Consider the following 20,693-nt stretch of genomic DNA (forward strand, 5'->3'; position numbering starts at 1 on the left):
ACCGAACGGCTTTTGAGACGGGACGGGCTACGCTGGGCCGATGAACGTCCTCGTCGTTGGCGCCGGCGCGATGGGCCAGTGGTTCGCGCGCACGGTCCGAACCCACGCCGACGCGTCCGTCGCCTTCACCGACCTCGACCAGTCGGCCGCCGAAGCCGCTGCCGACGCGGTCGGCGGGCGCGCTGTCGCCAGCGACGCGGCCGAGACTTTCGACGTCGTCTGTATCGCGGTTCCGATGCCCGTCACCGAGACGGCCATCGACGAGTTCGCGCCGCTTGCCACGGGTGCAATCGTCGACGTGACGGGGAGCATGGCAGGTCCCATCGCGGCGATGCAGGACGCGATGCCCGACGGCCAGCGACTGAGCCTCCACCCGCTGTTCGCCCCCGAGAACGCCCCCGGGAACGTCGCCGTCGTCAACGACGCGTCGGGCCCCGAGACCGGGGCCGTCGTCGACGCGCTCGCCGAGGCCGGGAACAACTGCTTCGAGACGACGGCGGCGGAACACGACGAAGCAATGGAAACGGTACAGGCCAGCGCTCACGCGGCTGTGCTCGCGTTCGCGATGGCCGCCGCCGACGTGCCCGACCGGTTTCAGACGCCGATTTCGGCCGGCCTGTTCGACCTCGTCGAGCAGGTCACCGGCGGCGACCCGCGGGTGTACGCTGACATTCAGGCGGCCTTCGACGGCGCGGACGCGGTCGCCGACGCCGCCCGACAGATCGCCGACGCCGACGCGGACACCTTCGAACGGCTCTACGAGCAACTCTCATGAACCAGGACACACGCCAGCAGATACGCGAAAACGCCCAGTACCTCCGTAACGTCCGACCGCTGGACCCCGAGGAGCTACAGGAATACGTCGAGGGCCAGCCCCACCCCGCCGTCGTCAAGCAAGTACTCCGGGAGGAGGCGTTCGACCTGGGCATCGTCGAACAGGACGACGGGACCTTCGTTCCGGCACCCGAGGGACGGCTCTCGGTGGATTTCGACGGCGTCGAGCGGTTCCCCGACCGCTACGAACAGCAGGTCATCGACCTGTTGACAGAGTGGGGCGGGCTGGAGTGGCACAGCGGCGACAGCGGTGACGAACTCAGGGAGCGCATCCGCGATATCAAGGAGCGGTACCTCCAGGGCCAGCCCGTCGAGTACGACGAGGTGACCGCCCTTGGCTACGCCGTCTATCACTTGCCCGACTACTACGCTGTGGCCAAGTACGTCCTCGCGGACCTCGCCGCGGACGGCCTGCTCCCGTCGCAGCTCCGCGTGCTGGATGTCGGGGCCGGCGTCGGCGGGCCAGCGCTCGCCCTGCGTGACCTGCTCCCCGACGACGCCCTGCTGGACTACCACGCCGTCGAACCGAGCGCCGCCGCGGACGTGCTGGAGAGCCTACTAGAAGACAGCGGTCAGAACGTCCGCTGGGAGATTCACCGAGCGCTCGCCGAGGAGTTCGACCCGTCGTCGCCGATTCTCGACGACAGCGGTGGGGCTGGTGGCGACGACAGCGGCAGCGGTGCCGATGGCGGCGACACTGACGCCGAGGGCTACGACCTCATTATCTTCGGCAACGTCCTCAGCGAACTCGACGACGCGGCGGCGACCCTCTACCGGTACGTCGAGGCGCTTGCCGACGACGGAACGTTGCTGGCGCTGGCCCCGGCCGACCGCAACACGGCGATACAGCTCCGACAGGTCGAGCGCGAGGTGGCCGACGGCGGCCCGGCGACGGTGTACGGGCCGACGGTACGGCTCTGGCCCCACCAGTCCCCCGACAGCGAATCGTGGTCGTTCGACCGCAAGCCCGACATCGAAGTGCCGACGATGCAACAGCGCCTCGACGACCCCGCGGGCGGGACGGGCGAGTTCGTCAATACGGACGTGCAGTTCGCCTACAGCGTCCTGCGGACCGACGGCAAGCGAACGCACGACGTGACGCCGGACCGGGGCATCCACGCGCCGATGGCCGACGCCGAGAACTACGTCACCGACCGGGTGAACTTTCTGGGCGTGAAACTCAGTCACGACCTCGCCGAACGGGCGGAGGCCAATCCGCTGTATCTGCTGGGCGACGGGAGCCAACAGGTCGACCACTTCGCCGTGTTGACCGAGTCGTCGATACTGAACGAAGACCTCCGGAAAGCCGACTACGGCGACCTGCTGTCCTTCGAGAACGCGCTGGTGCTGTGGAACGACGACGAGGAGGCGTACAACGTCGTCGTCGACGGCGAGACGGTCGTCGACCGCGCCCGCTAGCGGTGGGCTTTTCTCGCAGACGGCCTGACGGAGCGTATGGACGAGCCGACGATTCTGCTGACCAACGACGACGGCATCGAGAGCGCCGGCCTCCGGGCGGTGTACGACGGCCTCTCGACAGTCGGCGACGTGACTGCGGTCGCCCCGGCGGAGGACCAGAGTGCGGTCGGTCGGGCTATTTCCCACGAAGTGACCGTCCACGAACACGAACTCGGTTACGCCGTCGAGGGAACGCCCTCGGACTGCGTCGTGGCGGGGCTCGAAGCGCTCGTCACCGACACCGACCTCGTGGTCGCGGGCTGTAACCGCGGGGCGAACCTCGGCGCGTACGTCCTCGGCCGCTCGGGGACCGTCAGCGCCGCCGTCGAGGCCACCTTCTTCGACGTGCCGGCGATGGCCGTCTCGATGTATATCCCGGTCCGCGAGGACGCTGCTTTCGCGGACATCGAGGCCAACGGCGACAGCTACGGCGAGGCCGCCAAGGCGACGACCTATCTCGCCGACCACGCCGTCGACGCCGGCGTGTTCGAGCAGTGTGACTACCTGAACATCAACGCTCCCGTTGCCGAGTGGGGCGACGCACAGATGACGGTCACGCGGCCCTCGCACGAGTACGAGATGGACGCCGTCCGCGAGGGCGACGCCGTGACGCTCCACGACCGCATCTGGGAGCACATGGCCGAGGGCGACATCCCCGACCCCGAGGGGACCGACCGCCGCGCCGTCGTCGACGGGAAGGTCAGTGTCTCGCCGCTGACCGCGCCACACACAACGGAACACCACGAGTCGCTCGACGCGCTCGCCGAGACGTACGAACCGGGCGACGACGGCGAGGCGGCCGACTGACCGGAAATGCGGTTCCGTAACGCCATCCTCTTCGTCGCGCTCGCCGTCGCCTGGGGCAGCGCCTTCACTGCAATCAAAGCCGGGCTGGAGTACTTCCCGCCGGTCCTGTTTGCGGCGTTCCGGTACGACCTTGCCGGGCTGTTGATGCTCGGCTACGCGGTGTACGCCACCGACCAGTGGGTCCCGAAGGGTCGGACTGACTGGATCGTCGTGGGCATCGGCGGCTCACTGCTGATCGCCGCGTACCACATCTTCCTGTTCGTCGGCGAGCAAGGGACCACCAGTGCCGCCGCCGCTATCGTCGTCAGCCTCTCGCCGATTCTCACGACTGGGTTCGCCCGCGCGTTCCTCCCGGACGAACGGCTCACGGCGCTGGGTATCGTCGGCCTGCTCATCGGGTTCGTCGGTGTCGGTGTTCTCAGCAACCCCGACCCGGGGAACCTCCTCGACCCGCGAACCGTGTCGCTGTTCCTGGTGTTCCTCGCGACCACGTCGTTCGCCCTCGGGAGCGTGCTGACCCGGCGGTTCGACGACGATTTAGAGATCGAGACGATGGAGGCGTGGTCGATGCTCCTTGGTGCGGTGCTTATGCACGGCGTCAGCCTCGGGGCCTCCGAATCGATTTCCGACGTCCAGTGGACTGCTGAGGCCGTGCTGGCGCTGCTGTATCTGGTTGTCGTCGCCAGCGCCCTCGGCTTTCTCATCTACTTCGACCTGCTGGAGCGGCTCGGGCCCATCGAGATCAATCTCGTCTCCTACGCCGCGCCAGTCGTCGCCGCCGCCACTGGGCTGCTGTTCCTCGGTGAGACACCGACGGTCTACACGGGTGTCGGATTCGCCTGTATCCTTGTCGGGTTCGGGCTGTTGAAACGGGATGCGCTGCGAAACGAGGTCGCACGATTCAGCGGGACGCCGAACCGAGGCGATTGAGTCAGTCGCCGTGGTCTGGCGCCGCTGGCAGGTCCCGGAGGAACGCGACGATATCGTCCCCCGCAGCATCGAGTCCCCCGCCCTGTGCGACTGTCGGCCGTCCGCCGCCACCGCCACCGAACTCCGCCGTCACGCTGTCGACCACTTCGCCGGCATCGACGCCGCCGGTCGTCGCAACGCCCAGATACTGGCCGTCAGCGTCCACCAGCGCAGCTACATCGATGTCGTCACCGACGGCTTGCTCCGCTCGGTCGGCCAGTCCGTTCGCGTTGAGCCCCGTGACAGTGCCGACGAGCCACGTCCGCCCGTCCGCTTCGATAGCGTCGTCGCGCAGGTCAGTGAGACGAGAATCGACGAGGCGCTCTCGGAGAGTTGACACCGTCTCCCGAAGATCGTCACATTCTAACTGGAGGCTATCGACAGCAGCCGGGAGTTCCGAAACGTTCGTATCCAGCGACTTGGCGGCGGTCATCGCCCGCTCGTGTTCGGTCGCGCGCTGGCGGATCGCTCGCGGCCCGACAGCGAACTCGACGCGAGTCAGCCCCTCGCCGGGGTTGGACCGGCCGAGCACCGTCACCGGTCCGATCTCCCGCGTGTTCCCGACGTGTGTCCCACCACAGGCTGCCACGTCCCAGTCTTCGATGGTGACGACACGGACCGTCTCGCCCTCGATTCCCTCTTCGGTCTTCGTGTTGAACGCGATGTCGTCGCGGTCCAGTGCCTCTCCACGCGGGATTTCTTCCCAGGTCACGTCGTAGGACTCCCAGACTGCGCGGTTGGTCAGCCGTTCGAGTTCGGTGAGCGTCTCGTCGTCGATTTCCGTTGTGGTTTCGAAATCCACCCGCACCTTCCCGCTGATAGACGGCCCGAAGGCAGCGGCTTCGTCGTCGTCCGAGACTGTCGCGCTGATATCGAAGCCGCCGTAGCCGAGATCCGACAGCAGCCGGCGACCAGCGCCGTAGAGGACGTGACTGGCCGTGTGGGCACGCATACAGTACGTCCGAAACGCCGCGTCGATCTGGCCCTCGACTGTCTCGCCCGGGTCGAACGCCGGCGGTTCGGCCAGTTTGTGGACGATATCGCCGTTTCGGTGCTGGACGTCGACGACTTCAACGCCACCGAGTGTTCCCCGGTCGGCCGGTTGGCCGCCGCCTTCGGCGTAGAAGTACGTCTCCGTTAGCACGACAGCGGTCGTATCGATACGGTCGACAGTCGACGTGAACGTCGTCACAGTGGGCTCGGACGCGGCTATTCCCGTCATCGGGCGTGGCTACGCCGGCGTGAACAAAAACATCTGGGCGTGCCCCGGACGAGCGTCCGGGACTGCGCGGCCGACAGGAGCGCAGTCCTCGTGCGTGCCAAGTCGGTGTGGCGATTTCGGGGACGACTCACCCTGAACCCACCAGCTATCGAAGGCGTAATCCACTGTTTGACACTGTATCGGGAATGGATACAGGGTCACTAATTAAATACTGGCAGCGACGCTTCCCACTCATGCTTGGGAGTGGGGGCCAATCGATAGTGCTCTGGCTGGTGGTGGTCTGGCTGTTCGCGGTTGGGCTGTTCCTGACGCTTCTGTACGCGTCCGGCAGGCAGGACCGGCGTGAGCAGACCCGCGCGTAATTGGGGCGAACGGACAGGGCAGGCGGTGGAACAGCGGCGTCAGACGCCCGGCAGACGGGCCATCAGAATTGGCGTCACGTCCTGCGGTTTTCACTTTCACCGTGAATTACCCGATTATATAGGGCCTGGCTCCCTGTCTGGCAATATGATCGAGCGATTACGCCGGGTCGTGGGGACTCGACAGCGGTCACATCTGGAGTGTCGACGCTGTGGAACCACTATCGAAACGGATAGCTCGACCTGCCCGGCCTGTGGCTCCGGCAACATCGCGCAGTACGAGCTCTGACCGCGGTCTCGACCGGTCGTTCTGCTGGTTTCCGTTTTCCAAACGCCGCCAGAAAGGTCTGAAACCGTTCGCTCAGCGACGCAAGAACGGGACAGTAGAAGCACTTACTGCTCGACAGATTCCCACACGTCAGACGAAATCTTCGCCGCAGAGTTGTCCGGATGTGTCATAGTGAGCTGGTCTCCAGATTCGACCGCGATGAGGTCAACAGTGTTGGTTTCCGTGTGATTTCGGGTCGGATAGGTAAACGGTCGTGACCGCGTCGGAAGGTCGCTAATCGACGGACACTCCGGCGGCGTAACGACGTCGTCAGCGAACCCATCGGTGTGAATCTTCGACTGTGGTTTGTCTCGACCACGCGTATCAAGCCACTCAAAACACCTCTCCCCAAGCGAAATGGTCTCAATGGCTGAGCGCACGCGGTACCTGACCCGGTCCAAAAGCGAGGGTGGCGGCACGTCGCCGTCGTCCGTCCTGGCCCGGGCACCCCGTGGCTCATCCATGGGTGTGAGACTCATAGACATAGCTAGGGAAGCACGGTACAAAACCGTTGTGTCGATCCGGTTTAGAGTTCGATTCGCTCGACGATCTGGTTGCCGTCTTCCCGGGTGTTGAGCGCGACGATACGGACGTGTTTCTCCAGGCCAGAGTCCCTGAGCTTGGCTTTCAGAAGATTGTCGACCTGATAGACGCCGGCCGCGTTGTTCATCGCAATTTCGACGAGGACGGGATAATCGTCGCCTGGGCTCAGCGTCACCGTCTCGATAGCCTGGCTGGAGACGGTATCGATACCGCGGCCGCCGCGTTTGTAGGGGATACGTGAACGGCCACGCTCCATGTCCAGCGCGTCGGCGACGCGAACGACGCCGGCTTCCAGCGTCAGCGGGTTTTCCTCGGTGTGATGGCAGAGTATAGCATGGAGAACCTCACCCTTTACCTGAACCGCCTGACGGATGCCGTAGAACTCCGGGAGGATGTCATCGAGGATGTCGGCCGCCAGCGGGATCGAATAATACGGGTGTGAATCGCGGTGGACGACGTGCCCGATGTCGTGGAGCGTCGTCGCAAGTGCGATGATGACAGCCTCGTCAGCCTCGTCCAGGCCGTGGTCGGCCGCACCGTTGAACTCGACGCCGCCCTGCTTGAGGAGGTCATACAGGCACAGCGCTCGGTTCCGAACGATACCGATGTGTTTCGCGCCGTGGTCGTTGTACTGTTTGCGCGCGACGGGGTTGATGTTCTGGGCTTCGAGATACGCCTGGATCTCCTCGTCAGTCGTGATGGTGTCGAGAACTGCGTTCAGTCGCCCGTCCGGGAACGCGTGGTCTGCCTCGGGGTCGTAAATACGGCCGCCGGTGTCGTCGTTGTCAACGCTCATACCACATCCCAGACGACCCACAGCGAAAAATCCCCCACCGGCGCGATCAGGTGGCGGCGTCGATGACTTCGTCGTAGTCCGGTTCGACGCCAGGGTCGTCGCTGACCCAGGCGTACGTGACTTCCTGGTCTTCGTCGATAACGAAGACGGCCCGCTTGGCGACGTTCGGAACGCCCAGCGCCTCGAAGTCCATCGAAATGTCGTAGGCGTCGACGATTTCGCGCCCGGAGTCGCTGACGAGGTCGAACTCGAGTCCCAGTTCGTCACGGAACGCGTTCTGTGAGAACGGCGTATCGATGCTGACACCGTACAGCGTCGCCCCCGCCTCGGTGAGTTCGTCGAGTCGGTCCTGGAACGAGTTCATCTCGTGACTGCAAACGCTGGTGAACGCGCCCGGGAAGAACGCGAGCACGACAGGCCCGTCGTCGAGCGCCTCGGACAGCGTTATCTCGTCAACGTCGCCGTTTGCGATCGGTGCCGTGAAATCGGGTGCAGCGTCTCCGACTGAGACCATACTGGCGACCTGGGTCGTGGCAGATAAAACCCTTTCCGACGCGGACGAGTCCCGAATCAGAACTGCGCGAACTTCGCCGTGACCTCGTCGATCCACTCCGGCAGTTCGCGGTCCGCGAGTGTCCCGTCCGCGTCGCGGGTCGTGACGATGTCTGCGATTTCGCCCTCGCGCGTGATATCGAGTCGCCACACCCCGTCAGCCTCGATATCGACCCGAACGACGTCCTCTCCGACCGGTTTGATCGGTCGAATTGTTACCTCTTCCCCGCTCCTGACTTCCATCGTGTGACTATCGGCCGGCATCTGGTCTCTCTGAGCGCCCGACGGTAGTTATATCCCCGGGCGGAGAGTGCACCTGCCCGGCGCTGTGGCTGGTGATACTGTCAGCTGTAACTATTTCAAGATATTCCTCACCCCGAGCGAAATTCTTCACAGACTTACAGCCGACAGTATGAGCAGTGGCTTAACCAGAATATAATAAATTGACAGGACCGTGTAGCCGGTACTGCGGGTGCGAACCCGCACGCAGGCAAACCCGACGCCGGACATGGCCACGGAAATCGTGTCACCTGAACAGCCCCAGCTATCGACTCAGTCCCGTGGACATGCTGCGGTGTATCTGTCGACGTGCCAACCCAAGCCAGTGACACCGGGAAGTCAGAGACCGAATACCTCGTGTTGCCGCTTCCGAGCCACACCCATTGCCCCACTCCTCCTGTGTCAGGCCTCGCCGTCGGTTCCCGGCGAGGCCGTTTCGACAGACCAAGCGGCCACGGCTCGGTTATGACTACCGGTCTGTCTGCTGCCCACGCCAGACAGTACTGGAGAGTCGGTCTCGACGGCAGTGACTCGCCTGCCAGGCCGTCCTGAGCAAAAAGGTTATAATAGCAACCACGTAACCTTCGGATACAATGTTAGGGACATCCGGAGTACTGTTCCCGGGGATGCCCGGGACGACGGAGATGATGGTCATCCTCCTCATCGCCGTCCTGCTGTTCGGCGCGAACAAGATTCCGAAACTAGCGCGGTCGACCGGCGAAGCCATGGGCGAGTTCCAGAAAGGGCGCGAAGAAGTCGAGCAGGAACTCGAAGAGATGCGTGACGGCGGCGCTGCAGAGGGGACCGACGCGTCTACCGTGGACTCGGCCGAGTCGACCGAGACGGCGACGGAAACCGAGACGTAATCTCGACCACTTCTCCGTTTTCAGCGGTCTGTAGTGATAACGAAAGGATTTTTCACCGTTCAATCGACCACCCGATAGGGCGTGTGGCCTAGTGGACCAGGGCGAGGGGTTCCTAACCCCTAGAACGCGGGTTCGAATCCCGCCACGCCCGTTTTCCGGCGAGCGACAGCGAGCCGTGAAAACGGCCCGGTGATTCGAACCCTACGAGACGAGCGGAGCGAGTCTCGGTCCGGTTCGAATCCCGCCACGCCCGCTCGTGGTTTCTCGCGTCCGCTCGAAACACACTCGCGGCCGTGGCGACCCTCGCGAAACCTTCGGTTTCGCTCAGTCCCGCCACGCCCGTTCTGCGACGAACGAGAGAGAGGAGCGAACCGAATCTTCGCCACCGGACAGACGACGCCTGAGATGCCAACGTATAAGTTTAGGCTTACCTAACTCCTGCTGAAATGGACCGGGAGCCGTCCGAGCGGGCGGATGTCTGTGTCGTCGGGGCCGGGCCGGCAGGGGCACTCGTCGCGAGCCAACTCGCCAGCGACGGTCGCGACGTGGTCGTGCTGGAGGCCGGGCCGCGGTTCGACAGGTCGAAGCGCGAGCAGCAGATGGAACAGGCGATCCGGCCCGGCGACCACGGCTCTGTCTGGGAGATGGGCGGGGACCGCGACGCATTCAGTGCGAGCGGCGAGCGGTACTACCCGCTGAATATCTCGCGAGTGAAAGGGGTCGGCGGGTCGACGCTGCACTGGCAGGGGATGGTGATGCGGTTGCACCCGTCGGATTTCGACGGGAGCCACGACACCGACGACCCGGCGTGGCCGATCAGCTACGACGACCTGCGGCCGTACTACGCCGACGCGGAGCGGGCGCTTGGAGTCGCCGGCGACGCCGACAACCCCTTCGCGCCGCCGCGAGACGGCGAGTACCCGATGCATGGCTTTCCGCCGTCGTACAGCGACTCACTGTTCGCCGAGGCCTGCGAACGGTTGGGCATCACGATGCACTCCGTGCCCAACGCTCGGAACTCCGAGCCGTACGACGGCCGGGGGCCATGCGTCGGCTACGGGACCTGCCAGCCGGTCTGTCCCTCCGGCGCGAAATACGACGCCAGCGTCCACATCGAGGACGCCGAAACCGAGGGGGCACGCGTCATCGACCGCGCGCCGGTCCAGCGCCTCGTGACCGACGCCGACGGGCGCGTCGAGGCGGCCGTCTACGCGACGCCGGACGGGACCGAACATCGCCAGACGGCCCGCGAGTTCGTCATCGCGGCGGGCGGCGTCGAGACGCCGCGGCTCCTCTTGCTGTCGACGAGCGAAGACCACCCCGAGGGGCTGGCGAACAGTTCGGGACTGGTCGGCCACTACTTCATGGACCACCTGTTTGCCGGCGCTGGCGGCACCCTCGACCGAGAAACGCGCCAGAACCACGTCGGCTTTCTCACGAGCGAGTGCCACCAGTTCTACGACGACCCCGGGCAGGCAGTCGAGCGCGTCGCGGACGGCGAGACGGTGATCGGGGCCACCGACGAAGCGCTGTCACCCCTCAAACTGGAGTTTCTGAACTACGCCGGCCCGTCGCCGGTCGAACTCGCGCTCTCCGGCGAGGAGTGGGGCGACACGCTGCTGTCGAGCCTCCGCGAGAGCTACGGCAACAGCATCGCGATGGGCGGGCTGGTCGGCCAGCCGCCGCGGAAGGAAAACCGGGTGACGCTGGACACGTCGACGACAGACGATCTCGGCAATCCAGTTCCGGACATCCAGTGGTCGTGGGGTGAGCGACTGGAACGGTCGCTCAGTCGTGCGAACGAGATTCAACACGCCGTGCTGTCGGAGCTGGGCGTCGACATCTCATGGACGGTCGGGCCGGCGGACACCGGGCCGGCGTACCACCACATGGGCACGACGCGGATGGGAACTGACTCCAAAAAGAGCGTAGTCAACCCACAGTTGCAGACCCACGACGTGGCGAACCTCTCGATCGCGTCCTCGTCGGTGTTCGTCACCGCCGGGTCGATGAACCCGACGCTGACTATCGCTGCGCTCGCGCTGAAGTGTGCGGACCACGTTGCAGAGCGGCTTTAGTCGGCAAGTTCGGAGAACATCGCCTTGCCCCGGCGAGTGACCGCCCCGAAACCGGGTGCACCGTGAGCGAGCCACACGGAAATGGCGAGGCCGAACAGCCCGAACTGGAACAGGACGTACGGCTCGATGGAGAGCGAGGCGAACTGCTCGACGAAGGAGGTGTCATTGGCGTACGGCGGCGGTGGCTGAAGCGGCCAGACGAGAAAGCGAAGCCACTGGAACTGTGTCAGATCACCGCTGAGCAGTCCCGCCACCGCTGTCGGACTCATGTCGGTCAAGGTGTGCGAACGCACCGATGGTGAATGCCTTTGAGAGGTCCGTTCTGCGATATCTGACGGCGAGTCGGTGCAGGACCACGGCGAGGATGAGGAGAGTGAACACCGAGTGAGCGAGCGACCGCCCGGACGGCAGGACGCCGAACGTCCAGGCGAGGGGCTTGTCGATCAGGTCCGGGAACTGCGACCCCACCGCCAGCGCGGTCAGCGTCGCCGCCGTCTGGCGACGGGTCGGGTCAAGGCGAGTGTAGACGACGTAAACGAGGTAGGCCACAGCGAGATGTCCCCACGGCCACATTGGGTACTGGTACGCCGGATGGTGATTTGTATCTGCTGATACAGGTCTGTCTGCATAGCGATCGGCAACCGATATGCCGGCCGTTCAGTACAGGCCGAGAATCGCGCCGGCGTCGAGCAGGAGTAGAATCGACACAACGGACGCTCCCAGCAGGAACGGGCGTGCGTTCCGGGCCGGCTCGCGCACCTTCTGCTGATTGAAGCCGTCACTGAGCTTCGAGGCCCCGACTTCGACGAGGCCGGCCAGGATGAACCACAGGACGATCATCGTGATGACGAGGTGGCCGCGCCCGGTCCCCGTCAGCGACTCGGCGGTGTAGCGGGTCGCTGCCAGATGCCCGCCCGTCAGAAACAGGAGCAGCGCGCTCGCCCGTGACACCGTCTTGAGCTTCCCGGTAATCGCCAACAGCGGCCCCGGCGAGGAGTCGCCGTTCAGCGCCGTCGGGAGGACGGCGTAGGTCATGAACAACACGGTTCCAGCCCACAGCGCGGCGAATATCAGGTGCACCCCGAAGACAGCCGCGTTTACGACACTCATATACGGCGGTTGGACGCGACCCCCTTCAACGTCGTGGGTTCGGTATGGTTACTCCGAGGAATCGAAGGCATCGAGGGCGTCCGCGTCACCGGACATATCGAGTTCTTTGACCGCGTCGGTGTCAGCCGAGATGTGCGTCTCGCGGTCGGTGTCGTAGTCCAGTTGGTCGATGAGGTGGACGAACGAACCGGGATCGGGGATGAGGAAGATGCGGAGCGAGAACGCCACGTCGCTCTCCTTGATGTCGACGAGCGAGTCGAGCACGATTGTCAGCGAGTCCCGGCGGACGTGCGAGAGGGCCTTGTCTGCGATTTCGGTCGCGTCGTCCTGTACGACCGTCGGCGTCCCCATGTTAATAGTCGCGTTCAGCGTGTTCGCGATGCCGTCGATGAAGCCCGAGGTGAGGATGTTGCACATCTCCTGCAGCGCGGACTCGTGGAGCTGTGTGAACCCGTCGTCGACGCTAGAGCCGGTCATCAGCTCCGCGATTTCGGCGGCCGTCTCCGTCTCGAAGGTCATCAAGAAGACGCCGTAGGGCGGCTCTGTCAGCCGGACGCGAGCGCTGTAAATATTCCCGCCGCCCATTTCGGTGGCGATGTCCTCCGGCTGGACAAAGGAGAGGCTCTTGATCTCGACGGCGGCGTCGACGCCGGCCAGCGTCGCCAGCGAATCGGCGACCTGTTCGGCCCCGTCCTGGATGAGCCGCGTAATGAGCGTGAGTTTCCGGATATCGATGAGAAGCGGCATTGGACGCAATCATGGTCTACGGTGTGTTACCGTTTTCGGTGGGGACGGACTCACGGGACTGAACGGTAGCCCACCGTAACGCTCATTACCACTGACTGACAGGGCTTCGGTGGGGAGCGTGCTATTCCGTGTCTCACCCGTCATCGACAGGTTTCACACGGGAGGCCGCCAGCGGATTTCTGTGCGTGACTGTCCGGGGAGCCGCGGCCACGCCCGATGTGAGCACGCTTAAGCCGCCCCGTCCGTTTTGCACAGCCATGGAACCACGGGACCTCTCCGCTCACACTGTCTATCGGGCAGGTCGCGGTATCGAGGAGGTCGCCCGGGAGCTCGGTCTCGACCCGGACGACATGGTGAAGCTGGCGTCGAACGAGAACATGTACGGGCCGAGCCCGAACGCCGTCGAGGCGATCCGCGGGGCGGCCGAGCGGATGCACTCCTATCCGAAGGCGTCCCACGCCGACCTCGTCGACGAACTGGCGGAGCTGTGGGACGTCACGCCCGAGCAGGTGTGGCTGAGCAACGGCGGGGACGGCGCGCTGGACTGCCTCGCCCGGGCGATGCTCGACCCCGGCCAGGACGTGCTCGTCCCGTCGCCGGGCTTCGCATATTACGCGATGAGCGCCCGCTATCACCACGGCGAGGTCAACGAGTACACGCTCTCGAAGGCCGACGACTTCGCACAGACCGCCGACACCGTCCTGAAGGACTACGACGGCGAGCGCATCGTCTACCTCACCAGTCCGCACAACCCGACCGGGGCGGAGTTTACGACCGACGCGGTCCGAACGATTGCCGAAGAGACCGACGAACAGACCCTCGTCGTCGTCGACGAAGCCTACGGGGAGTTCACCGAGCGGCCGAGCAAGCGGTCGTTGCTGGACGACCGTGACGACGTCGCGCTCCTGCGGACGTTCTCGAAGGCCTACGGGCTCGCGGGGATTCGCCTTGGGTACGCAGTGGTCCCCGAGGACTGGGCCGACGCCTACGCCCGCATCAACACGCCTTTTTCGGCGAGCGAGCTCGCCTGCCGGGCCGGGCTGGCGGCGCTCGATGACGACGAGCACGTCGAACGCTCCGTCGAAACTGCTTCGTGGGCTCGGGAGTACCTCTCCGCGGAACTCGACGCGCCGACCTGGGACAGCGCAGGGAACTTCGTTCTCGCAGAGGTCGGTGACGCGTCGGCCGTCGCGGACGCCGCACAGGAGCGGGGCGTCATCATCCGCGACTGTTCTTCGTTCGGGCTACCGGAATGTATCCGTATCACCTGCGGGACGCGCGAGGACACGGAACGCGCCGTCTCGGTACTGAACGAGGTCATCGAGGTGGTCGAGCCGTGAGAGTCGCCGTTACCGGGACGCCGGGCACGGGAAAGACCACGGCGACAGAGCACCTCGATATCGATCTCGACGTACTCCACCTCAACGACGTCATCAAGGAGGAGGGGTTCTCCACGGGCATCGACGAGGACCGCGGGAGCCTCGTCGCTGACCTCGACAGCCTGTCCGAGTGGCTCGACGGCCGCGACGACGTGCTGTTCGAGTCCCACCTCGCGCATCACTTTGACGCCGACCGAGTGATTGTGCTGCGAGCCCACCCTGAGACCATCGTCGAGCGGCTCCGGGAGCGCGGCGACGACGATTCGAAGGCCTACGAGAACGCGGAGTCCGAAGCCCTCGATGTCATCCTCGGGGAAGCCGTCGAGGAGCACGGCATGGAATCGGTGTACGAAATCGAGACGACGGACCGGGACCCCGACGCGGTGGCAAGCGAAATCCAGGCGGTCGTAGACGGAAAGCGCGAACCAAGCGCGGGCACCGTCTCCTACATCGACTGGCTATGACGCTCGACAAGTTCCGCCCGCTGGCCGACCGCGCGCTCGGGCCGTTCGTCAGCGCCGCCAAAGGAGTCGGCCTCTCCCCGAACGGCGTCAGCGTCATCGCGTTCCTGCTGGCCCTCGGAGCGGGCGGGGTGTACGCCGTCGCGGCGCGGGAACCCCTGCTGTATCTCGGCGGGGCCGTCCTCGTTTTCTTGAACGGCTGGCTCGACCTCGTTGACGGCGCGCTCGCGCGTGAGCTGAACGTCGCGTCTTCGGGCGGCGACCTGCTGGACCACGTCCTCGACCGCTACGCCGACATCGGTATCATCGTCGGCCTCGCCGCCGGCGTGAGCCAGTGGGAACTGGGCATCGCCGCCGTCACCGGCGTTCTGATGACTTCCTATCTCGGGACCCAGGCGCAGGCGGTCGGCCTCGACCGCGTGTACGGCGGCCTGCTCGGTCGCGCCGACCGGCTTGCGCTCGTCGGCGTTGTCACGGGCATCGCAGCGTTCGTCCCGACCGCGCTGGCCGGCCTGACGCTGGTCGGTTGGCTGCTGGTCGTGTTCGCCGTCGTCGGCCACGTCACCGCCGCACAGCGGTTCTACCACGCGATGCGGGCGCTCGACTGAACATCGGTTCAGCAATTGACGGACCGGCATCCCGCTGAGAACGACCAGTGCACTATTTATACTGATCAGCGTGGCGAATCCCCCGACACACCATGAACGGGGATGAAGCCGAAACTCCATGTCACAAACCATTAAATAAACATGTTGACAATCAAGGATAGCGATGGAACACAGTTACCGCTACCGTGCCTATCCGACAGAAGGGGTAGCGGACGAACTGGAACATCAGGTAAATATTCATCGCCAACTATACAACCACGTCCGATGGGACTACACGAACAGCCCCGTGGATGCTAAGCCGAGTGAGTTCGACCAGAACAACAAACTCCCTGAGTGGAAGCAAAAATGGCCAGTGTTCGCGGAAACGTATTCGAAAGCCGCGCAAGCTACCGTTGCCCGCTTCCACCGCAACCTCTCGAACCTTCGTAAACAAAAAGAGAACGGGCACACCGTTGGTCGTCTCAAACGGCAAGCACCCACCGATTACCGGAGCGTGACGTACAACCAGTCTGGTTTCGACCTCGATGAAAAGAGGGGCCAAGACGGGTTTGCGTACGTTCGCTTCAGCAAAGTCGGATGGGTCAAAATACGGTACTCCCGTCCAATCCCTGCTGGTTCCTCAATAAAGGAAGCCACGTTCAAGAAAGAGACTACCGGTGAGTGGTTCGTTTCCTTTGGGTTGGAAATCGACGACGCTAACTTGCCCGAGAAGCCCGATGTGGACTCACTCAACCCGAGCAACAGCGTGGGTATTGACCTCGGCATCTTGAACTACATCCATACCAGCGACGGGAAGACCGTGGATTGGCTCGATCTCGAAGGCGAATACGAACGACTCCGACGTGCGCACCGCAAACTCTCGCGGAAAGAACATGGGTCGAACAACTACGAGAATCAGCGAGTCGAAGTGGCGAAGGCCAAACGCGACATCCACCGGAAAGTACTGGACTACCAGCACAAAATAACGACGTGGCTCGTCAAGGAGTACGATGCCGTGTTTGTGGAGGACTTGAACGTTCAGAGTATGCTTCGAGCGGATGGAAACGGTCGGAACAAGCAGGATGCGGCGTGGCGACAGTTAATCACTTTGCTTGAATACAAGGGCGATCTGTACGGTACGCACGTTGTGCAGGTCGAAGCAGCAGGGACGACAAAAGAATGTGCGGTGTGTGGTGTGGAGTCATCGAAGTCCATCTGGGTCCGGGAACACTCCTGTCCATCATGTGGGTTTGAGACAGATAGGGATGCGAATGCAGCGATGAACGTCTTGCAAAGGGGGTTTTCTGAACTAGGGCTGGGATGGCCCGAATCAACGCCTGTGGAGACTGTGACCGCTACGGACACCGCTGATCTTCAGCAAATGTCTGCAAGTCACGTCATCGAAACAGGAAGCCTGTCTACGTGAGAACAGGATTCCCAGCGCCAGCGTGCGCAGGGTAACATTCAAACCGCGCCCCGTCCAAGCCGTCGGTATGGTTCAGTGCGAGATGTGCGGGACGGAGGTTTCGTCTCCGAACCGCGTCAAAATCGAGGGAGCCGAACTCGACGTCTGTGACGAGTGTACCGACTTCGGCACGGAGGTCAAGACGGAGGAGACGTCGTCCACGTCGACGAAGTACTCGACGTCGTCCTCCTCGTCATCGTCGTCGAGTTCGTCCTCCTCGTCGAGTTCCTCGGGTGGTGGCGGGTCCGGTGGCCGCCGTCGGGATATGTTCGACGAGATGGACGAGATCGCACAGGATTACCACGACCGGATCCGCAAGGGTCGGGAGTCCCAAGGACTCAGCCAGGAGGAACTCGCCAAGCAACTCAACGAGAAGGCGAGCCTGATTCGGAAGCTCGAACAGGGGAACTCCCTGCCCAGCGACGACGTCCAGAAGAAGCTCGAGAGCGCGCTCGACATCTCGCTGAGCGCCGGTGGCAGTGCCGACGAGACGGAGTGGTCCGGCGGCAGCAGCGACGGCGAGTACACGCTCGGCGATGTCGTGAAGCGGAAGGACTAGGTTACAGCTGGAGGTCGTCTTTCTCGACGTCGAGTTCGTCCGCGAGCGACTCGACGTTCGACGAGATGCGCTCGATCTCGTCTTGGAGTTCCTGATACCGCGTGCTATCTTCCAGTTCCCGGTCGGTCTTCTCGACGCGGAGGACGTTGCGCTTGAGCTTTTTCGACGTGAGTGTCCGGAGTCTGTCGTTGTACTCCCGGATCTTGTACAGCCGATCGACGACCTCCAGAAGGTCGTCGCGAGTGACCGGCTTGACGAGGTAGTCGTCGACGCGCATCTCGATGATGTCGAAGTCGGGGTCGATAGCGGTGACCATCGCGACGCGGCATCGAAGGCCTTTCTCCTCTATCTGTGCGAGCACTTCGTTGCCGGAGACGACCGGCATCCGGCGGTCGAGCAGCACCACGTCGATGTCGGGCGACAGCAGTTCCAGTCCTTCCTCGCCGCTGTAGGCCGTCTGAACGTGATACTGGTCGGACAAATAATCGGTGTACAGATCGGCCAGATGTTGCTCGTCTTCAACTATCAGAACGGTCGGTGTGTCGTCATCCCCTGCTGTCACGGCTTGTCTCGTTTCTTGTCTCGGCCGAAGCGTAATAATTGTCATCCCCGAGCGGTGGATCGAGATGGAACGACGGCGCAGTAGTAGGCACGCCAAACGGCGGCTTCGCAACCTATTTCCCCACAGCAGCCGGTGCGTTTCGTATGTTCGTCCTTGTCAATCTGAAGGCGTACCCCTGTGATCCAGTGGAAGTAGCGACCGCCGCTGCGGACGTCAGCGACGATTCCGGCGTTCGCGTTGCCGTCGCGCCACAGGCCGCACAGATCGGCGCTGTGGCGGAGACCGGCGTCGAGACGTGGGCCCAGCACGTTAGCGCTGTCGAGCACGGCAGCCACACCGGCAGTACGCTCGCCGAGGCCGCTGCGGACGCCGGTGCCGTCGGCACGCTCCTGAACCACTCCGAGAACCGACTCAAACTGGCGGACATCGACGGGGCGCTCGACGCCGCCGACCGCGCGGACCTCGAAACGATCGTCTGTGCGAACAACCCCGCACAGATCGGTGCGGCCGCCGCGCTCGACCCCGACGGCGTCGCCGTCGAACCGCCGGAACTCATCGGCACCGGCACGCCTGTCAGTAAGGCCGATCCGGACATCGTGACCGGCGCAGTCGACGCCGCCGCCCGCGTCAACGGTGACGTGGACGTGCTCTGTGGCGCCGGCATCTCGACCGGCGAGGACCTCGTCTCGGCGAGCGACCTCGGCGCGAGCGGTGTTCTGCTGGCGAGTGGCGTCGCGAAGGCCGACGACCCGCGTGCGGCGCTCGAAGACCTCGTCGAACCGTTACTGTAAAATCGCCGCTATCGCGGTACTACCTTTTCAGTCGCCGTTTCCGTCCAGAAACGCAGATTCGAGTCGGGAGACAACCGACTCTACCTCATCCTCGTCGAGTCGACGGTCGCTCTCTTCTCGAACCAGCGCCGCGAGCCGGGAATCGTACTTCCCGCGGCCAACGTGTTCGACCAGTTCGCGGAGCCGGAGTTCCCTGTTTCGCGCGTAGGCCGCCGTCCGGTCGCCGGAGCCGCCGGCCGAGAAGTGGGCGTTCAGCGGCGTTCCGGGGCCTTGCTCGCGGTAGTACGCGAGCATTCGGCGGGTCTTTCGGTCTAACTCTTCGATGTCGGCACGCAAGTCGCCGTAGACGGCAGGACCGTCGAAGTCGGACGGAGACTCGTCTTCAGCGGACCCAGTTGCCCCGTTCGACTCCTCGGCTTCGACGGCTTCGGCGATGGCTGCTCTCAGGTCCTCGTCGTCGGTGTCGGTCGTGTCTGTATCGGCCACCCCATTCACTGACACGGCCGCGGCACCGTTGTCTGCGCTGGCCCCGTTCGTCGCTGTGTCAGCGTTTGCGGCGTGGCCGTTCGTCTCCGCACCGTCACTGGCGCTGCCGCCGTTCATCGCGGCCCCGTCCTCGGCAAAGGCGCTGAACGCGTCGCCGAACCCGCCGCCGGACGTGGCGTCGGCAGTCTCGTCCGGCTCCGGGGACTGCTCGTCACGGGGGCCGTCGGCATCTGCCTCGCTATCTGAATCCGACGAGTCGGCGAACCGCTCGCGCTGGCGGCGCATTTTCTCCTGTTCCGTCCGGCCGGGGTTGTAGTCCTCGGCCTGGTCCAGCATCGCTTCGGTGAACTGCTCGGCCATCCGCGAGAGGTCGCGTGCGTCCTGCAGTTCCGCCTCCAGTTCGGCGATGCGGGAGTTCTTCTTGTCCAGTTCCTCGCGGAGTTCCTTGATGCGGTTCTCCGTCTCCTGCTGTTCCTCGCTGATGGTCTCCAGTTCGGAGACGAGGTCGTCGCTGACGGACTTGAGTTCCGGGCGCTCGAAGTCGTCGAGGCCGGGCGTCGCGCCGGCGTCGAACGTCTGCTTGCGGTGGAACTGGACCCGGCTGACCTGCTCGGCCCAGTCGTTCATCATGAACGCCTCCCCGTCGTCCAGGTCCTCGACGGCGTCCGCGTACTGGTTGTCGAGGATGCGCCCGACCACTTTCGTGTCGTTGTTCCAGGTCAGCCGATGCCAGACCAGCCAGTCGCACTGGGTGATGTAGTCCTTCTTCACGTCGGCCGGGCGCTGGCTGATGCCGACGATACCGAGCCCGTGTTTCCGGCCGCGCTTTCCGATCTTGATGAGCATCTTCCCGACCTCGCCCATCGACCCCTTCTCGGGCATCCACTCGTGACACTCCTCGACGAGCATCAGGAACGGCTGTTTCTGCTTTTTCGCCTTGGCGAACAGTTGCTTGGCGACCTCGGTCAGCAGCGTCTCTGCCTCCTCTTCGTCAAGGAACGACGAGATATCCAGAATGATCGGGACGTTCTGTTCCAGCGCCAGCGAGGCGATCTTGCCGGCGTGGTCTTCGGTGACTTGGATGTCACACTCCTCGTCGCCGCCGACGTGGAGGATCTCGTACTCCTCTTTCAGACCGTAGTACTCGCCATCGATGTCGACGATAAGCAGGCCGAACCCGTTGTCCAGCAGTTTCTCGGCGATGACACTCGCCGTGTTCGACTTCCCGGACCCGCTCTTGCCGGTGATGAACCCCCGGCCGGTCAGCAGTTCCACCACCGGGAGATTGACGGTCTCGCCCGGCTCACCGGTCCCACCCGGCCCCGCGCTCGTCGTCGCGACAGTTATCTGTTCGGTCTCTGCCATGCGTTTCTGTCACGAATGAGACGCGCAGGCCCCATAACTCTCCGTCAGACGCCCATCAGCTATGGAACAGGTCTGGACGCAAGGCAAACA

General features: G+C 64.0%; 22 protein-coding genes, 1 tRNA gene and 1 pseudogene. 14 read left to right on the forward strand and 10 right to left on the reverse strand.

The features are described from left to right. Positions 1 to 40 precede the first annotated feature (40 nt). From VI234_RS07585 to VI234_RS07600, 4 genes are read left to right on the forward strand one after another with little or no spacing between them, the layout of a single operon-like run. A complete protein-coding gene (locus tag VI234_RS07585; protein WP_336329664.1) occupies positions 41 to 775 on the forward strand; it encodes a prephenate dehydrogenase/arogenate dehydrogenase family protein in 735 nt (244 codons plus the stop codon). Beyond that, positions 772 to 2,253, forward strand: coding sequence for a small ribosomal subunit Rsm22 family protein (locus tag VI234_RS07590; RefSeq protein WP_336329665.1), 1,482 nt, complete (start codon positions 772 to 774; stop codon positions 2,251 to 2,253). Before VI234_RS07585 ends, VI234_RS07590 begins: the two co-directional genes overlap by 4 nt. A gap of 36 nt (positions 2,254 to 2,289) precedes the next feature. Beyond that, complete coding sequence (gene surE / locus VI234_RS07595; RefSeq protein WP_008309862.1) at positions 2,290 to 3,099, forward strand: 5'/3'-nucleotidase SurE; 810 nt, start codon at positions 2,290 to 2,292, stop codon at positions 3,097 to 3,099. A 6-nt stretch (positions 3,100 to 3,105) separates the two neighbouring features. After that, entirely contained in the window at positions 3,106 to 4,029 is a 924-nt protein-coding gene (locus VI234_RS07600; RefSeq protein ID WP_008309863.1) for a DMT family transporter, read from the forward strand. Between the two features lies 1 nt (position 4,030). On the opposite strand, the gene VI234_RS07605 is transcribed toward VI234_RS07600, so the two are convergent. Beyond that, a complete protein-coding gene (locus tag VI234_RS07605) occupies positions 4,031 to 5,290 on the reverse strand; it encodes an alanyl-tRNA editing protein (protein WP_336329666.1) in 1,260 nt (419 codons plus the stop codon). 233 nt (positions 5,291 to 5,523) lie between these two features. Here VI234_RS07605 and VI234_RS07610 point away from each other — a divergent pair, with 233 nt between their 5' ends. Then, positions 5,524 to 5,652 (forward strand): hypothetical protein, encoded by a 129-nt coding sequence (locus VI234_RS07610; protein WP_275039407.1) that lies wholly within the window; start codon positions 5,524 to 5,526, stop codon positions 5,650 to 5,652. Positions 5,653 to 6,042: 390 nt separating this feature from the next. Here the strand turns inward: VI234_RS07610 and VI234_RS07615 are convergent, their stop codons facing one another. From VI234_RS07615 to VI234_RS07630, 4 genes are all read right to left on the reverse strand, one after another. Beyond that, positions 6,043 to 6,441: a hypothetical protein gene (locus VI234_RS07615; protein WP_008309870.1), complete on the reverse strand. Its 399-nt coding sequence runs from the start codon at positions 6,439 to 6,441 to the stop codon at positions 6,043 to 6,045. 62 nt (positions 6,442 to 6,503) lie between these two features. Then, complete coding sequence (locus VI234_RS07620; RefSeq protein WP_008309871.1) at positions 6,504 to 7,316, reverse strand: HD domain-containing protein; 813 nt, start codon at positions 7,314 to 7,316, stop codon at positions 6,504 to 6,506. Positions 7,317 to 7,362: 46 nt separating this feature from the next. Further along, positions 7,363 to 7,830 carry a peroxiredoxin gene (locus VI234_RS07625; RefSeq protein ID WP_008309872.1) on the reverse strand — a complete coding sequence of 156 codons (468 nt, stop codon included), beginning with the start codon at positions 7,828 to 7,830 and terminating at the stop codon, positions 7,363 to 7,365. Between the two features lie 56 nt (positions 7,831 to 7,886). Next, positions 7,887 to 8,132 carry a hypothetical protein gene (locus tag VI234_RS07630; RefSeq protein ID WP_008309874.1) on the reverse strand — a complete coding sequence of 82 codons (246 nt, stop codon included), beginning with the start codon at positions 8,130 to 8,132 and terminating at the stop codon, positions 7,887 to 7,889. Positions 8,133 to 8,773: 641 nt separating this feature from the next. Between VI234_RS07630 and VI234_RS07635 the strand changes: the two genes are divergently transcribed. The 3 genes from VI234_RS07635 to VI234_RS07645 all read left to right on the forward strand — a co-directional run bounded on the left by VI234_RS07635 (position 8,774) and on the right by VI234_RS07645 (position 11,091). Then, positions 8,774 to 9,013, forward strand: coding sequence for a twin-arginine translocase TatA/TatE family subunit (locus tag VI234_RS07635; RefSeq protein WP_004962460.1), 240 nt, complete (start codon positions 8,774 to 8,776; stop codon positions 9,011 to 9,013). A 77-nt stretch (positions 9,014 to 9,090) separates the two neighbouring features. Continuing rightward, positions 9,091 to 9,164 (forward strand) — tRNA-Arg (locus tag VI234_RS07640). Between the two features lie 295 nt (positions 9,165 to 9,459). Then, entirely contained in the window at positions 9,460 to 11,091 is a 1,632-nt protein-coding gene (locus tag VI234_RS07645; protein ID WP_336329667.1) for a GMC family oxidoreductase, read from the forward strand. Here VI234_RS07645 and VI234_RS07650 read toward each other — a convergent pair. The 3 genes and pseudogenes from VI234_RS07650 to VI234_RS07660 all read right to left on the reverse strand — a co-directional run bounded on the left by VI234_RS07650 (position 11,088) and on the right by VI234_RS07660 (position 12,948). Continuing rightward, positions 11,088 to 11,664: pseudogene (locus VI234_RS07650) on the reverse strand (metal-dependent hydrolase). The gene VI234_RS07645 and the pseudogene VI234_RS07650 sit on opposite strands and share 4 nt — an antisense overlap. An 84-nt stretch (positions 11,665 to 11,748) precedes the next feature. Then, positions 11,749 to 12,201 (reverse strand): hypothetical protein, encoded by a 453-nt coding sequence (locus VI234_RS07655; protein WP_008309881.1) that lies wholly within the window; start codon positions 12,199 to 12,201, stop codon positions 11,749 to 11,751. A gap of 48 nt (positions 12,202 to 12,249) precedes the next feature. Further along, positions 12,250 to 12,948, reverse strand: a complete 699-nt coding sequence (locus VI234_RS07660) for a chemotaxis protein CheC (protein WP_004515646.1) — start codon at positions 12,946 to 12,948, stop codon at positions 12,250 to 12,252. Between the two features lie 257 nt (positions 12,949 to 13,205). On the opposite strand from VI234_RS07660, the gene hisC reads away from it, so the two are divergent. From hisC to VI234_RS07685, 5 genes are all read left to right on the forward strand, one after another. Further along, the gene (gene hisC / locus VI234_RS07665) at positions 13,206 to 14,288 is read left to right on the forward strand and encodes a histidinol-phosphate transaminase (RefSeq protein WP_336329668.1); all 1,083 of its coding nucleotides are present in this window, start codon (positions 13,206 to 13,208) and stop codon (positions 14,286 to 14,288) included. Continuing rightward, a complete protein-coding gene (locus VI234_RS07670; RefSeq protein ID WP_336329669.1) occupies positions 14,285 to 14,791 on the forward strand; it encodes an adenylate kinase family protein in 507 nt (168 codons plus the stop codon). Before hisC ends, VI234_RS07670 begins: the two co-directional genes overlap by 4 nt. Continuing rightward, positions 14,788 to 15,396, forward strand: coding sequence for a CDP-alcohol phosphatidyltransferase family protein (locus VI234_RS07675; RefSeq protein WP_008309889.1), 609 nt, complete (start codon positions 14,788 to 14,790; stop codon positions 15,394 to 15,396). The genes VI234_RS07670 and VI234_RS07675 overlap by 4 nt, the downstream gene beginning before the upstream one ends. Before the next feature lie 163 nt (positions 15,397 to 15,559). Next, positions 15,560 to 16,801, forward strand: a complete 1,242-nt coding sequence (locus VI234_RS07680) for an RNA-guided endonuclease InsQ/TnpB family protein (RefSeq protein ID WP_336329670.1) — start codon at positions 15,560 to 15,562, stop codon at positions 16,799 to 16,801. Between the two features lie 67 nt (positions 16,802 to 16,868). Beyond that, positions 16,869 to 17,399 carry a multiprotein bridging factor aMBF1 gene (locus VI234_RS07685; RefSeq protein ID WP_336329671.1) on the forward strand — a complete coding sequence of 177 codons (531 nt, stop codon included), beginning with the start codon at positions 16,869 to 16,871 and terminating at the stop codon, positions 17,397 to 17,399. A gap of 1 nt (position 17,400) precedes the next feature. Here VI234_RS07685 and VI234_RS07690 read toward each other — a convergent pair whose 3' ends face one another. Then, positions 17,401 to 18,006, reverse strand: coding sequence for a response regulator (locus VI234_RS07690; protein WP_049942921.1), 606 nt, complete (start codon positions 18,004 to 18,006; stop codon positions 17,401 to 17,403). Between the two features lie 98 nt (positions 18,007 to 18,104). Between VI234_RS07690 and tpiA the strand changes: the two genes are divergently transcribed. Next, positions 18,105 to 18,752 carry a triose-phosphate isomerase gene (gene tpiA / locus VI234_RS07695; RefSeq protein ID WP_008309909.1) on the forward strand — a complete coding sequence of 216 codons (648 nt, stop codon included), beginning with the start codon at positions 18,105 to 18,107 and terminating at the stop codon, positions 18,750 to 18,752. A gap of 27 nt (positions 18,753 to 18,779) precedes the next feature. Here tpiA and VI234_RS07700 read toward each other — a convergent pair whose 3' ends face one another. Continuing rightward, complete coding sequence (locus VI234_RS07700) at positions 18,780 to 20,603, reverse strand: helicase HerA domain-containing protein (RefSeq protein WP_008309911.1); 1,824 nt, start codon at positions 20,601 to 20,603, stop codon at positions 18,780 to 18,782. Positions 20,604 to 20,693 lie beyond the last annotated feature (90 nt).

It is taken from the genome of Haloarcula sp. CGMCC 1.2071 (assembly GCF_037078445.1).
GTDB classification, from domain to species: Archaea; Halobacteriota; Halobacteria; order Halobacteriales; family Haloarculaceae; genus Haloarcula; species Haloarcula amylolytica.